General features: G+C 36.9%; 16 protein-coding genes. 13 read left to right on the top strand and 3 right to left on the bottom strand.

Going from position 1 to position 14,439, the window contains the following annotated elements:
• Window positions 1–239 precede the first annotated feature (239 nt).
• Both cysK and LY60_RS01705 read left to right on the top strand, forming a co-directional pair.
• Window positions 240–1,172, top strand: coding sequence for a cysteine synthase A (cysK, locus tag LY60_RS01710; protein WP_145079128.1), 933 nt, complete (start codon window positions 240–242; stop codon window positions 1,170–1,172).
• 106 nt (window positions 1,173–1,278) lie between these two features.
• Window positions 1,279–1,557, top strand: a complete 279-nt coding sequence (locus tag LY60_RS01705) for a hypothetical protein (protein ID WP_145079125.1) — start codon at window positions 1,279–1,281, stop codon at window positions 1,555–1,557.
• Window positions 1,558–1,809: 252 nt separating this feature from the next.
• Here LY60_RS01705 and LY60_RS01700 read toward each other — a convergent pair whose 3' ends face one another.
• Window positions 1,810–2,805, bottom strand: coding sequence for a zinc-dependent alcohol dehydrogenase family protein (locus tag LY60_RS01700; protein WP_145079122.1), 996 nt, complete (start codon window positions 2,803–2,805; stop codon window positions 1,810–1,812).
• A 125-nt stretch (window positions 2,806–2,930) separates the two neighbouring features.
• On the opposite strand from LY60_RS01700, the gene LY60_RS01695 reads away from it, so the two are divergent.
• The 7 genes from LY60_RS01695 to splB all read left to right on the top strand — a co-directional run bounded on the left by LY60_RS01695 (window position 2,931) and on the right by splB (window position 8,822).
• Window positions 2,931–3,116 carry a hypothetical protein gene (locus tag LY60_RS01695; protein WP_145079119.1) on the top strand — a complete coding sequence of 62 codons (186 nt, stop codon included), beginning with the start codon at window positions 2,931–2,933 and terminating at the stop codon, window positions 3,114–3,116.
• Between the two features lie 159 nt (window positions 3,117–3,275).
• A complete protein-coding gene (locus LY60_RS01690; RefSeq protein WP_145079116.1) occupies window positions 3,276–4,403 on the top strand; it encodes a cell wall-binding repeat-containing protein in 1,128 nt (375 codons plus the stop codon).
• Window positions 4,404–4,633: 230 nt separating this feature from the next.
• Window positions 4,634–5,185: a DUF1836 domain-containing protein gene (locus LY60_RS01685; protein WP_145079113.1), complete on the top strand. Its 552-nt coding sequence runs from the start codon at window positions 4,634–4,636 to the stop codon at window positions 5,183–5,185.
• A gap of 12 nt (window positions 5,186–5,197) precedes the next feature.
• Window positions 5,198–6,058 carry a DegV family protein gene (locus LY60_RS01680; protein ID WP_145079110.1) on the top strand — a complete coding sequence of 287 codons (861 nt, stop codon included), beginning with the start codon at window positions 5,198–5,200 and terminating at the stop codon, window positions 6,056–6,058.
• Between the two features lie 138 nt (window positions 6,059–6,196).
• Window positions 6,197–6,961: a sugar phosphate isomerase/epimerase family protein gene (locus tag LY60_RS01675; RefSeq protein WP_170226072.1), complete on the top strand. Its 765-nt coding sequence runs from the start codon at window positions 6,197–6,199 to the stop codon at window positions 6,959–6,961.
• Between the two features lie 114 nt (window positions 6,962–7,075).
• Window positions 7,076–7,525: a staygreen family protein gene (locus LY60_RS01670; protein WP_145079104.1), complete on the top strand. Its 450-nt coding sequence runs from the start codon at window positions 7,076–7,078 to the stop codon at window positions 7,523–7,525.
• A 277-nt stretch (window positions 7,526–7,802) separates the two neighbouring features.
• Complete coding sequence (splB, locus tag LY60_RS01665; protein WP_145079101.1) at window positions 7,803–8,822, top strand: spore photoproduct lyase; 1,020 nt, start codon at window positions 7,803–7,805, stop codon at window positions 8,820–8,822.
• Between the two features lie 34 nt (window positions 8,823–8,856).
• Here splB and LY60_RS17920 read toward each other — a convergent pair whose 3' ends face one another.
• Window positions 8,857–9,030, bottom strand: a complete 174-nt coding sequence (locus tag LY60_RS17920; protein WP_170226071.1) for a hypothetical protein — start codon at window positions 9,028–9,030, stop codon at window positions 8,857–8,859.
• A 235-nt stretch (window positions 9,031–9,265) separates the two neighbouring features.
• Between LY60_RS17920 and LY60_RS01660 the strand changes: the two genes are divergently transcribed.
• From LY60_RS01660 to LY60_RS01645, 4 genes are all read left to right on the top strand, one after another.
• Window positions 9,266–10,159 carry a substrate-binding domain-containing protein gene (locus LY60_RS01660; RefSeq protein WP_145079099.1) on the top strand — a complete coding sequence of 298 codons (894 nt, stop codon included), beginning with the start codon at window positions 9,266–9,268 and terminating at the stop codon, window positions 10,157–10,159.
• Between the two features lie 334 nt (window positions 10,160–10,493).
• Window positions 10,494–10,709: a heavy-metal-associated domain-containing protein gene (locus LY60_RS01655; RefSeq protein ID WP_145079096.1), complete on the top strand. Its 216-nt coding sequence runs from the start codon at window positions 10,494–10,496 to the stop codon at window positions 10,707–10,709.
• Between the two features lie 186 nt (window positions 10,710–10,895).
• On the top strand, window positions 10,896–12,734 hold the full coding sequence (locus LY60_RS01650; RefSeq protein ID WP_145079093.1) for a heavy metal translocating P-type ATPase: 1,839 nt from the start codon (window positions 10,896–10,898) through the stop codon (window positions 12,732–12,734).
• Window positions 12,735–12,746: 12 nt separating this feature from the next.
• Entirely contained in the window at window positions 12,747–13,454 is a 708-nt protein-coding gene (locus LY60_RS01645; protein ID WP_019227915.1) for a Crp/Fnr family transcriptional regulator, read from the top strand.
• A 219-nt stretch (window positions 13,455–13,673) separates the two neighbouring features.
• On the opposite strand, the gene ric is transcribed toward LY60_RS01645, so the two are convergent.
• Window positions 13,674–14,390 carry an iron-sulfur cluster repair di-iron protein gene (gene ric, locus LY60_RS01640; RefSeq protein WP_145079090.1) on the bottom strand — a complete coding sequence of 239 codons (717 nt, stop codon included), beginning with the start codon at window positions 14,388–14,390 and terminating at the stop codon, window positions 13,674–13,676.
• Window positions 14,391–14,439 lie beyond the last annotated feature (49 nt).

The following is a 14,439-nucleotide window of genomic DNA, read 5'->3' as shown; positions in this document are numbered from 1 at the left end:
ACTGTCTCCTTTTTTCATCTGAACATTTATTTCTATTTGATTAATATAATATTATATTACCGGTAAATTCATAAGTCAAATATATCTGAAAGAGGGTATAAAAATTATTTGTTTTAACAAAATTATATTGTTGACATGGAGTAATTTATATTGTATAATTTGGAAAATTAATTCATACAAAACATATAAGAAATATATGTAATAGCATAAAGCAAAATAAAATAAAAGGAGAAAAGAATATGGGAAAAATAAATAAAAGCTTAACAGATTTAATTGGAAAAACACCACTTTTGGAATTGACCAATTATGAAAAAAAGAATAATTTAAAGGCAAAAATAATTGCAAAACTTGAATATTTTAATCCTGCAGGCAGTGTTAAAGACAGAATTGCATTTGCCATGATAGCTGATGCTGAGGAAAAAGGACTCTTGAAAGAAGGTTCAGTAATAATTGAACCTACAAGCGGCAATACAGGAATTGGAATCGCAAGCGTTGCAACTGCCAAAGGATACAGAACAATTCTAACAATGCCTGACACAATGAGCGTTGAAAGAAGAAATTTATTGAAAGCTTACGGTGCAGAAGTTGTATTGACTGAAGGTGCCAAAGGAATGAAGGGTGCTATTGCAAAAGCAGAAGAACTGGCAGCTGAAATACCAAATTCATTTATACCGGCGCAATTTGACAATCCTGCTAATCCAGCCATTCATTACACCACTACGGGACCTGAAATTTGGGAAGACACAGATGGAAAAGTAGATATATTTGTAGCAGGAATCGGAACAGGAGGAACCATATCAGGAGTAGGAAAATTTCTGAAGGAAAAAAATCCTGATGTAAAAATAATAGGGGTTGAGCCTGAAGCATCACCCATTCTATCAAAAGGAACTGCCGGTCCACACAAAATTCAAGGAATAGGAGCAGGATTTATTCCAAACGCTCTTAATACTAATATTTATGATGAAATTGTAACAGTTGAAAATGAAGATGCTTTCAATTCAGGGAAAGAGATTGCCAGATCTGAAGGAGTAATGGTTGGAATATCATCCGGTGCTGCTCTTTGGGCTGCTACCTTAGTTGCAAATAGACCAGAAAATGAAGGAAAAAATATAGTTGTACTTCTGCCTGATTCAGGCGACAGGTACTTTTCAACTGCATTATTTTCAGAATAGCTATCCAGAAAGTAGTAATTATGTTGATTTTTAATGATTAAAAAATAATATTGTTGGTATAAGTTTATTGATATACAAATATATAATAATTGAAAGGAGAAATTTTATGGCGTTTTTAGACAAGATAGGCAAGAAAATAGGTGATGTGGCTGGTTCTGCCACTGATATGGCTAAAGATTTTGCAGAAACAACTAAACTTAACTCCGAAATATCAGCAGAAGAAAAACAAATCAACCAATTATTTATGGAAATAGGCAAATTTATTTTTGAAAGTGAAAAAGAAAATCCTGACAGTGCTGTGGCAGAGTTAATTGGAAAAATTAAATTATCACAGCAAACAATAGAGGAACTGAAAAGAAAAATAGAGGAAATAAAGACAGAATAACTAAAAAACAGCACCTTCAATTGGGTGCTGTTCAGACTATTGACAAACTCCGACGTTGTCATCCTGAACGGTAGTGAAGGATCTCATCTTTGTTGAAAACATGAGATTTTTCGGCTGCGCCTCAGAATGACAACGTCCAAATTTTACTTTGTCATCAAACTGACAGCACCCGAGGGTGCTGTTTTTAATTAAGTCTTCTTCTGCAAAGAGCAGGAAATTCGTCATGTTGATGTTAAAATGAATACTTGTGTATTATAAGTCACTTACCAGAGAAATTTTGCCGGTCGCTATGCCTGATTCGTAATACTCATGAGCCTTTGTTATTTCAGAAAACACGAATTGGTTTTTATCTTTCAATATGCTGATTTTTTCTGCTTCTATGAGTTTTTTAACTTCATTTAATGTTGTTCCTATTTCAGTTCTGTTTGTGTTGGTTAAAATCGGCAGGACAATGAATAATGCTTTAAGCCCTATAGCTTTGCTGTGCATAAGCGATAAGTCAAGTGTAACTCTGGTATTTGTTGTACAAATTGTTCCGTCAATTTTTACAGCCTTGAAGCTGTTGAGAAGATTATTTCCTCCGATAGTGTCAAATACAAAATCAAAACCTCTTCCGCCTGTATATTCATTTACATATTGCTCAACAGGTGTTTCCTTGTAGTTGATTACGTGTGCTGCTCCGAACTTTTTAGCAATTTCACCTTTTTCGTCTCCTGATACAGTTGCATATACTTCTGCACCTAAAAGATTTGCAAATTGGACAGCCATATGCCCAACTCCTCCGGCTGCTCCGTGAATCAATACTTTGTCATGTATCTTGATATTTGATTTATCAATAATTGCTTTCCAGGCAGTCAAACTTACCAATGGAAACATTGCAGCAGTTTTGAAGTCAACATTCTTAGGCTTGAGGCTCATCAAGTCCTTGTCAACCAATGTATATTCTGCAAGGGAACCCCATTCATCCTTGACTCCTCCCACATAACCGAAAACTTCATCTCCTTCTTTAAAGTTTGTGACGCCTTCGCCCACTTGTTCCACAACTCCTGAAAAGTCTGCATTCAGAACTGCGGGAAATGGTGGTATAATTGCCGGTGTGAGGCCGGATCTTATTTTAGTTTCCAGAGGATTCAAGCTGCTGGCCAAGACTTTGACCAGGACATAGCCTGATTTTACTTCCGGCTTTTTTATATCCATCATTTCAAAAACATCCGGGCCGCCAGTTTTATTTATTACCATTGCTTTCATATGAATACTCCTTTATGTTTTATTACTCTTATACCCATTATATTTAAGTTCAACATAAAAATTAAAAATATACATAAATTCTTCACATTTGTTATGTACAATAAAATAAAAAAGGAGGAAATAAAATGAAAAAATTATTATATATATTTGTAGCTTCAATAATTGTTCTTGGATCGACAAAACAGGCATATGCAGTCAACATGGTGTCAGAGATGGCAGTGAACAAAGGCGGACAGTCAGTGGCTGAATGTGCAAGAACAATGGATAAGGGAGTTTCTGAGTGCGCTAAAGCAGAAGTGTGTGCAGAATAATCCTTTAAAGTTTAAAGCTCTGAACATTATGTTTAGGGCTTTTTTATTGCTTATCTGCAGATTTTTCAATTTCTTGCATCAGATTGATGGAATATAAATGTTCACGAAGACACAACAAGCGAATATATTATATAAATTACTATTGGAAGGAGAAAAAACATGCAGCAATTTTTCAATCCGAAATCCGGGTGTGTAAGGCTCATGCCTGAACCTAGACAAGCAGATACAGAAGAACAAAACACAGTAAATACCACCAGGATAAATCATGAAGACATGTACAGCTTCAACATAGCAATGACAAAAATGATATATCCAAGTCGAAATATTAATTGGAAGCCTAATGCTGTTATACTTGTTCCCGGTGATAAGTGGCAGTATTCTCTTTGTGCTTCCAGTGTTGTTCATTTTCCCATTAATGCCCCCATAATGTTTACTGAAAGAAATTATCTGCCTGAAATATCAATAAAGGAAATACAAAGAATGGGCCCCACAGGCAATGAGGTTCCTGCCCAGGTGCTAATTGCAGGCCCTGTTTCACGCGCAGTTGAAAATATTCTGAAAATGGCAGGACTGACTGTCTACAGAATAACTGATACCGAGGATGTATATGAATCATGCGTTGAAACAGCAGATTTCAGACTAAATATAATTCCGTCAGCATCAGAAGAAGGTAGAAAGGACATCATAGTAATATCAGGTCAGGATTACAGCGAAGGAATAACAGCTTCATTTTATGCAGCACACAAAGGTACACCAATAATATTGGTAGAGCAAGACATAGTCCCGGAACCTGTCAGAATTTTCATAAACGATAATAAGGATAAGAATTACTATATTCTGGGAAGTGAAAAAACTGTCGGCTCTAAGGTGGAAGAAGAGATAAGTGGAATAATAGACAAAGACGTTATTAGAATCAGCGCAAGCAATCCTTATACCATATCTGTTAAATTTTCGGAATATGCCAGTGAAGTTGATACTTTTGGATGGAAACACAACACAAATGATGGGTGGGCATTTGCATTCGGAGAACTGAAGAGATGGTACAACATTGTTTCAGCAAATTTGTTGGCTCATCTTGGCAAGCATACACCCCTTCTTCTTACAGATAAAAACTATCTTCCGGATGCTGTTGCAGAATATGTAGTAAGGGTCAATCCCAAGAAGGAAAATCCGGCAATGCCTCCATACATGCATTCCTATGTCTTGGGAAGCTTCAATGACATAACGCATAATGTGCAGGTTGAAATTGAAAAGGTGCTTGATGTGGATGGAAAAATGGAACATTAGAGAAACTGAGTCTTCTTATCGTAAATAGCTTACACAGCTCTGAGTTAATCAGAGCCTTTTTTAACTCCGAAGGTGGACATAGGTCCCCTAGCGGAGTTGCGGAGAAACTTTTTTAAATGAGGAAAATGATGTCAAATTTAAATAAGAATGCTTGACAACCATGCATGTCTACGCTATGATATATGTAGTTGTTATAACTACATATAATCGTTAACGATAAAGGAAAAAATATGGATGATAACTTGGAACTATATGAATACAGCAAACAAATGAGTGAAATAAAACTCATCAAATGGAATGACCTGCCGAAATTTCCGGTATATTGCGACCAGCTTTTACAAATTGTGAATGATGAATTATCAAGTATGCAGATTGATGACGAGAACCTCCTTACAAAAAGCATGGTGAACAATTATGTGAAGTGGGGTATGATTCCTAAACCGGTTAAGAAAAAATATGACAAACTGCACATTGCAGAAGTTATGGTCATAACCCTTCTTAAGCAAATATTGACAATATCAGAAATAAAAGACGGCATACTGCTGCAGATTGCCCTGCACGGCAACGAAAGGGCCTATGATGCTTTTGTTGAATCATTTGAAGAATCCACAAGAAAGGTATTTAAGCCGATAACGGTGGATAAAAACACCTATGTTCTGGAAGAAAGAGAAATCGAATATGACAGATTAGCAATTTCCTCAATTACTACAGCTTTATCAAACAAGCTATTGACTGAAAAAATAATAAAAACAAAAATAAAAAATTATAATTCTAAGCCTTAGTGAGGAGAAAACATGAACGAAAATAAAATAGCAGTATTGACAGATTCCGGATCAGATGTTCCACAGAATATGCTGGATAAATTCAACATTTATCAACTTTCACTCGGCATTAATTACAAGGATAAATCCTATAGGGACAGAATCGACATAACTCCCGAAGAGGTATATGAAAGACTAACAGAAGAAATTCCTAGCACAAGCCTTCCAACATTGGGAGAAATCCGTGAAACGCTTGAGAAAATAGTTGCTGACGGATACACTCATGTGATTATTCCTGTAATATCATCAGGGCTTAGCGGTACATATAATGCCATCAAACAGGTTTGCAGTGAGTTCCATAATATTAAGACAGCAGTAATTGACACAAAAAACATTGCCCTTGGCTCAGGTTTCTTAGCTGTTTATGCAGCTCAATTGGCAGAAAAAAATCTCGTATTTGAAGAAATAATAAAAAAAGTTGAGGGTAAAATTAAGGATTCTCACATTTATTACAGCATTCAAACACTCCAATACCTCATAAAGGGAGGAAGGCTTGGCCGTGTTGAAGGAATTATCGGAAGCATGCTTCAGATTAAGCCTATTATTGCATGTGACAATGACGGTATTTATTACACTGTTGCAAAGGTACGCGGAAGAAAGCAAAGCATAAACAAGCTGATGGAAATCGTTCAGGATATAATAAAGGACAAGAAGAATTATTATCTCGCAATATGCCATGGATCTGCAAAGGAAGAAGCAGACATGGTAAAGGAAAAGATGAAACCATTCATAGATAATGCAGCTTTGTTCATGGAAGGTCAGATTTCTGCCTCCCTTGGTGTTCACACAGGCCCGGGGCTCATAGGAATAGGTTGTTTTGAACTTGGGGATTGATTACAGTTTTGTAATTCTTGTGAAAAACTTATATATGTGATAAAATTGATACAGTTTCCGCATGCATAATTATTGCTATCGAAGGAGACTGTATTTTTATGTCAGCAGGGAAAATGGATGGGAGCAGGAAGGAAATATATGAAATCAGACAAATTTTATGTTGCAACTGTTGCATCAGATGCAGCCGATGTTGCTGAAGAATATGAACTTGGAATAGAAATAGACGAATTTTGTACCGCATCCAACATGGATGATGAAAATTTTAAAGAATTGGATTTAAGTGTAAGAAAAAAGATGAAAATTTCACACAGCCATATATTTCATGCTCCTTTCAATGAGTTGTTTCCTGCGGCAGTGGACCCGCTGGCAATTAAGCTTGCAAATAAAAGATTTGAGCAGTCGTTCCACCTTGCAGGCAGTTACGGAATAAAAAGAATGGTTGTGCATTCAGGGTATGTTCCTGTGTTGTATTTCAAAAGCTGGTTTCAAGAAAAATCAGTTGAGTTCTGGCAAAAATTCATGAGCAGCAAGACGGATGATTTTCACATTATGATAGAAAATGTGCTGGAGGATGAACCATACACTCTTGCAAAAATAATTGAAGGCATCAAAGACAAAAGAGTGTCTGCATGTCTTGACATAGGCCATGCACACTGTAAGTCAGATATTGATTTGTTAGAATGGATTGAAGTCTTGGGTCCGTTTCTTGGGCATGTGCACCTGCACAACAACGACAAAACATATGACTGCCACTGGTCTCTTGGAAACGGCAGCATGGACATGAACAAAATAATGGAAGCACTTAAAAAAAATTCTCCTGAAAATATCACTTTCACTGTAGAAAATCAGGAATGCAGAGAATCCATTCAGTGGCTTGATGAAAACGGATGGCTGAAAAAGTAAACTTATTTAAAAGCATTTTAAGAAGTATCTTAAAGTGTTTTTTTATTTTTAATTTCATATTGTAATGTAAAACTAATTTGTTGCAGTTTATCAATTGCAGGACTGGAGGATATTATGGAAAATTTAAATCCTGAAAAACTCAATGTGGAATTTAGACAGGGAGTAACAACTGAAGAACCAATAATAAATAGACGTTATACTTTAACACATTCTGACATAACTGCCGAATTGTTTCTGACAATAGGCCTGGAATATGCATATGATAAAATAAACATGATAATGAGAGATGAAGTACTGGGGGAATGGAGGGATAATAACGGAAGAACATACCTATATATTTATGTATATGTGAATGGTCAGTTTGGTTCCATTGCTGCGGAAATACGCAATATGATTTTCAGACGTGAGCTTCCTCTGGCACTGGAAGCTATAAGATATGGAGACAGGGAGTTTTTTGAAGCACATCCTGAACTTGATGATGCTGCCATATGGGTGCATTTTGATTCTACAACACCACAATACGACAAATTTGAGTACTGGGGAACTCCAAAAGATTACAAATAATTGTCATGAGTTTGTTTTGGATATATGAGACTATTCATATGAATAAAGTTTCCATCAGGAAGCAAAATAAAGGAATAAAATATCGGAAGAAAAGAGGAAATAAAACGTACCGTTTAATACAGGTTGATGACAAAGTAACCTTCGACGTTGTCATTCTGAGGGCGTAGCCCGAAGAATCTCATGTTTTCAATAATGATGAGATACTTCACTATCGTTCAGGATGACAGCGTCAGGGTTTGTAAATAGTCTGAATAAAACGTACTGTTTTGTATGACAAATGTTCAAACCCAAAAGGATAATTTTTGAGAAAGATTCTTTAGATTTTGAAGCTGCAAGAAATATTTATGAGGAGTTTAAGGATAAAGATGTTGAAATAATAAGTCTTACATCCAATAAGCTCAAACAGCATATACCAGGCGTTGACCTTGCTTCGCAATATGGGGAAGGAAAAAGAACCCTGGTTGTTGGCACAAAGAAAAGTCTGAAGTTTCAGACATGTAAACCATCCGCACACTACCAGCTTCCATTGGTTTCCGGATGCATGGGACAATGCGAGTATTGTTACTTAAACACCATGCTTGGGGATAAACCATATGTGAAAGTCCATGTTAATGTGGATGATATCTTAAATCAGGCACAAAAATATATTGATGAAAGAGTGCCTGACACAACTGTATTTGAAGGGGCAGCCACTTCTGACCCTGTGCCTGTGGAACCTTACACTCATGCTTTGGAAAAATCAATAATATTTTTCGGAAAAAGTGAAAATTCAAAATTCAGGTTTGTAACAAAATACAATGACATAGATTCTTTGCTCAATCTGGAACACAATGGCCATACTGAAATGAGGTTCAGCATAAACACTTCTTCTGTTATCAACAAATATGAACACTTTACAGCTTCCCGTGATAAAAGAATAGAAGCCGGCATAAAGGCTTCCATGGCAGGGTATCCTGTTGGATTTCTCATTGCTCCTGTTTTTATATATGAGGGCTGGAAGGAAGAATATCATGATTTGTTGTTGGAACTAAGGAGCAGGCTGCCGGACGGTCTTAAGTTCCCTGTAACCTTTGAAGTTATATCACACAGGTATACAACAACTGCCAAAAATAGAATTGCTCAAATTTTCCCCCATAATGAGCTGCCCATGAATGATGAAGACCGCGTGTTTAAATATGGGCAGTTCGGATATGGAAAGTATGTATATCCCAAGGAAAGTCTGGATGAAATAAAGGGATTTTTTGCCGAAGAAATAGAAAATCTTTTCAGCAACAAGGAAGTCAAATATATCATTTAATAAGGAAGGGCCATTTATGGCCCCTTAATTTTTACTACCGTTTTGCTGAAAGCGTTGCAATATTTATAAGCTTTTTTTTGTAATTTTTCTGATTTCTCCTGTACTTGGCTATTGACATGTAATCCATGTATTCCTTTTCTCTCTGTCTTTTCATTTGTGCATAATCCTTTAGTAGTGCGGTTTTAAACTCCTCCTGAGACATACCCATTGTTGTTCCCCCTTACATATTTTGTGCAGTTAATTGTCGTAGAGAATAATTAGTTTATTAACTATATGATGATTTTATAAAAAGCATACATTGAAAGTGCACCAGCAAAATCACAAATGTAAAATAACGTTGAAATTTTAGAAGTAAATAATTACATGAATTTTACAATTACATGCTTTTTATTTTACTTAGGGGTCGTATACTGAGTCCAAGATAAAACTTAAAGGAGAATAAAATGAAATCTAAAAAAATATTAACTTTAATATCATCACTATTGATTATGACAATTGCATTTGTAGGATGTTCAAATAATGGAACTGAAGCAGCAAAGCCTGCTGCAGGTTTTAATCCAGAATCCTCAATAACTGTAGTAGCAAGAGATGCAGCTTCAGGAACAAGAGGAGCATTCCACGAACTAATGAAAATAAAAGTAAAAGAAGGGGAAACTGAAATAGACAAGCTTGTTACAGGAGCACTTGAATTCGACGGAACCGACAAGGTTATAACAGCTGTTGAAGGAGATTTGTACGGAATAGGATATGTTTCTTTAGGCTCAGTAAGTGACAGAATTGCTGCAGCCAGTGTTGATGGCGTGGAACCTACAATAGAAAATGTTAAAAACGGCCAGTACAAGGTTGCAAGACCATTTTTACTTGTTACAAAAGGAAATGAAAGTGAGCTGGTGAAGGATTTTATAGCATATACAGAATCGGTTCAAGGACAAAAATTAGTTGAAGAAAAACATTATATTTCATCAGTTGAAAACCCAAAAGAATATGAAGCAAAAAAATTATCCGGAACTATAAAGGTTGCCGGTTCAACATCAGTATCTCCTCTTATGGAAAAACTGCAGGAAGCATACAAGGAACTCAATCCGGACGTAGTGTTTGAAATGCAGTCAAACGGTTCATCACAGGGTATAAAAGCTGCAATTGACGGCTCATATGAAATAGGAATGAGCTCAAGGGCATTGAAGGAAGAGGAAAAATCTCAGCTTAATGAATATACTCTAGCAATTGACGGCATAGCAGTAATATTAAATAAAGAAAATCTAATAAATGACATTACATCAGAAAATATAACAAAGATTTACACGGGGGAAATAACCCAGTGGTCTGAAGTTAAATAACAAAAAATATCATTAAATATAGATAATTCAGATTAATGAAAAATTTATTATACACAAATTGTAGGGGCGGATCTTGTATCCGCCCGTTTGTTAATTAAACATTTATGTTATCTTCGGGAGGACACGAGGTCCTCCCCTACGAACTTTACTATCAAATTCACTGATAAATATCAATATTAATTAGTAAGTGAGATCATTTGTCTGCCCATGTAATTATTTCAAAAACCATCTTTTAATTAAGATGGTTTTTATTTTTTTTGAAATTTGATTTAAGTCAAAGTGTTTTGAAAAAATATGCTGTATATTCAAGATATAACAATTGGAGGGAAAATATATGAAAAAAGTTGCTATACAAATGGAAGAGCTTGTGTGTCCAAGCTGTGCGAAAAAAATAGAAGGGGCGCTTAAAAAAACTGACGGAGTTGATGAAGTTAATATTTTGTTCAATGCCAGCAAGGCAAAAATAAATTTTGATGAAACAAAGACTGATGTGGAAAAACTTTCGAAAATAATTCAAGACCTGGGATTTGAAGTTCTCAGTGTAAAATAATCATGGGAACAGTTAGCTCCCTGACTATTGACAAACCCTGACACTGTCATCCTGAACGAGAGTGAAGGATCTCATCTTTATTGAAAACATGAGATTCTTCGGGCTACACCCTCAGAATGACATCGTCGAAAGGTATTTGTAATCAACCTAGGATCTATTACTCTCATTATTTTTATAGGAGATAACATGAAAAATAAAAAAAATATTTTAATAATATCTGGAGCATTGATCATTTTTTCATTCATTTTAAAGTACATAGACGTAAATTCTTATGCTAAAGATGCGTTAATGATTGCAGCAGCAATTACAGCCGGGTACCAGACAGCCAGAAATGCAGTGGTATCTCTTAAATACAGGGTGCTAGGCATTGAGGCGCTGGTGACAGTGGCTGTAGTTGGAGCAATATTCATAGGAGAATACTGGGAAGCCGCTGCTGTAACATTTTTGTTCATGCTGGGCTCATACCTGGAATCGCGAACTCTTGAAAAAACCAGGTCATCGCTGAAATCTCTACTTGAGCTTGCTCCTGTCACTGCAACTGTGTTCAGGGATGGAAGAGAAGAACGAGTATCTCCTGATGAAGTTCACATCGGCGAAAGAGTTATAGTTAGACCCGGAGAAAAAATTCCCGTTGACGGCATTGTGATAAAAGGCAAGGCTTCCGTAAACCAGGCTGCCATAACCGGAGAATCAATTCCTGCTGAAAAAAAAACAGGTGACAGCGTGTTTAGTACAACTGTCATAGAAACAGGATATCTTGAGCTGGAAGCCCTGCGGGTAGGGGATGACACAACATTTGCCCGCATAATGGAAATGGTTGAAGAAGCACAGGATTCAAAGGCTCCAACTCAAAAGTTCATTGAACGCTTTGCCCAGTACTACACTCCGGGCATCATGGTTTTATCCATTTTTGTGTTCATGGCAACAAGGGATATTGAACTTACCCTAACACTTCTTGTAATATCATGTCCCGGTGCAATGGTAATATCTGCTCCTGTTTCCATAGTAGCAGGCATAGGAAATGGAGCAGGGAAAGGAATTCTCATAAAGGGCGGCGAGTATCTGGAGAAAGCCGGAAAAGTTGAGACGGTTGCCTTTGATAAGACCGGAACCCTTACTGTGGGGAAGCCGGTTGTGACAAAAATTAAAGCATTTGAAGGTACAGAAGATGATATTCTTCGCATGGCTGCTCCTGTTGAGGTTCCTTCAGAACACCACCTTGCAAAGGCAATTGTTCAGGAAGCAAAAGACAGGAATATAACCATAGCTAGTACAGAAGATTTTGAAGTTCTGTCCGGCTTTGGAGTCAAGGGAATTGTAGACGGTAAAAATATTCTTGTGGGCACCAGAAAGCTCATGGCTGGAGAAGGCATAATTATTTCCCAAGAAATAGAAGAATATCTTCAAAAGGAAGAAAACAACGGACAGACAGCAGTGCTGGCTGCAAAGGACGGCAAAATTATCGGAGCAGTATCAATTTCTGATAAAATCCGTGAAGATGCATATGGTCTTGCAGATAAACTAAAAAAAGCAGGAGTCAAAAAGGTTGTTATGCTTACAGGAGACAATGAGAGGACTGCTAAGGCAGTTGCTGCAAAACTTGGAATGGATGACTATTTTTCAGAGCTTCTGCCTGAGGACAAGGTTTCAAAATTAAAAGAGTTGAAAAAAACCTCACCTGTTGCTATGATAGGAGATGGAATAAATGATGCTCCGGCTCTGGCAGTTGCTGATCTTGGAATTGCCATGGGAGCAACGGGAACGGATGCAGCAATGGAAACAGCTGATGTGGTACTCATGTCAGACAATCTGACGAGGCTTACATATACATTTGGGCTGAGCAGAGCCACCATGAGAAACATGAAGCAAAACATTTATTTTGCAGTGGCTGTTGTGTTCACCCTTCTTGCAGGAGTTCTCACTAAAAATGTATTTATGGCTTCAGGTATGCTTATTCATGAAATAAGTGTTCTTCTTGTAATCATAAATGCAGTAAGGCTAATGAACTACAAAGAAAAAATTTAAGGGAGGTACCAGGTGGAGAAATGCACGTGTTGTTCCTGTCATGAAAAATTGTGTATTGACAATGTGCCCATATTTCATGACTTGACTTTGGAAGAAAAAGAAAGCATTATGAATGCTTCTGTTCACAAGAAGTTTAAAAAGGGTGAGATAATATTCACTCCCGGTGATTCTTTTGAGAACCTGTTTGTAGTAAACAAGGGAATTGTAAAAATCTATAAAATCTCTGCCATCGGCAAGGAACAGATTTTGAGAATACTTGAGCCCGGTGATTTCATGGGAGAACTTTCATTGTTTTCAAACACAACGTTGAGCAACAACGCAGAGGCCATTGAAAACACTGAAATATGCATAATTAATGGCGTGACAATCAAGGCGCTTTTATTGAAAAAGCCTGAAATAGCAATTAAATTTCTTCAGTCCTACACAAAGAGGATTGAAGAAAGTGAAGAGCTTATTGAGCAAATAGGACTTCGTGATGTGGAGCAGAGGATTGCAAACTACCTGTTGCTTGAAATCGAAAAAAATGCAATTGAAGACAAGGACAATGAATTTGAAATAACTTTACCTGTGAGCAAGAAGGATCTTGCTGCGCTTATTGGAACTTCTCAGGAAACCCTGAGCCGAAAGCTTTCAGTTTTCCAGGACAATGACATCATAAGGCTGAAGGGTCAAAGAAAGATAATCGTTAAGGACATGGAAGTTTTAAAACAAATGAGATAAAAAATAATACCCTGGAAACCAGGGTATTTAGTTTGATGATAAAGTGATTTAGAGATTATCATAAATTTGAAATTCATACGCGTAGGGGAGGACCTCGTGTCCTCCCGCAGAAAACGAAATTATTGAATTAATTAAACAGACGGAAACAAGATACACCCCTACGATTTTTAGAAAATTAGGTGTATATAGTTCTATACCCTGGAAACCAGGGTATTTATTTTACAATTTTTCTTCAAGTTCAAAGAGTCTTGGGAACAGGATGTTGCTTTCAAGATGAATGTGCTGGAACACGTCTGATTCCAACTCATGAAGCTTTTTGTACGTCAATTCGTATGTTTCGCATCCGTCTTCCGGAGCTGTGAAGTCATCAGTGATGTCTCTAAGTTCCTTAAGAATGTTGCCTGCTTCTGTGTGCTCATCCTGAAGCTCACGTATAATTCTCACAGCTTCCTTGAGGTCAGCTGCACTGTTTGTTTCTTCAAACTTCTTAATGGCAGGGTATTGAACAGCTTCTTCCTTTGCAAGGTGAAGCTCAAGTTCCATTTTTATGGTGTGGAACAATTTGTGCACCTTGGAAAGCTCCGGATGGTGTTCGCCGTGAACTCTCAGTATTGTTGTTGCAAGTTTGCTGATTCTTGGCAGTTCCGACCACAGGTATGCATGGTGTGTGTTGACAATATGGTCTGTAAGCTGGCTTAATGGTGCTTCCTGCCATGCTTTGTCACTAAGGTCATTTTCAGCCGAGTAGTCTTCGTACAGGCTGTTAAGTTTGTTTATAAGCTCATCTTCGTTGATGTTTTGTTCTTGCAATGCTTCATGAAGAGGTCTTTCACCTCCGCAGCAAAAGTCAATTCTGTATTCTTTAAACAACTCTTTTGATTTAGGAAATTCAGTCGCAATGGTTCCGATTTTTTGTGTGCTGTTAAATTTGTTCATAGTTCCTCCTTATATATTTAAATTATTTTATCTGTCTTATCTATAGTTT

Origin of the sequence: Sedimentibacter saalensis, from assembly GCF_007830175.1 — a bacterium.
Taxonomy (GTDB): Bacteria; Bacillota; Clostridia; order Tissierellales; family Sedimentibacteraceae; genus Sedimentibacter; species Sedimentibacter saalensis.
Note: the sequence above shows the minus strand (reverse complement) of the source record. Positions and strands in the feature narration are given on the sequence as shown.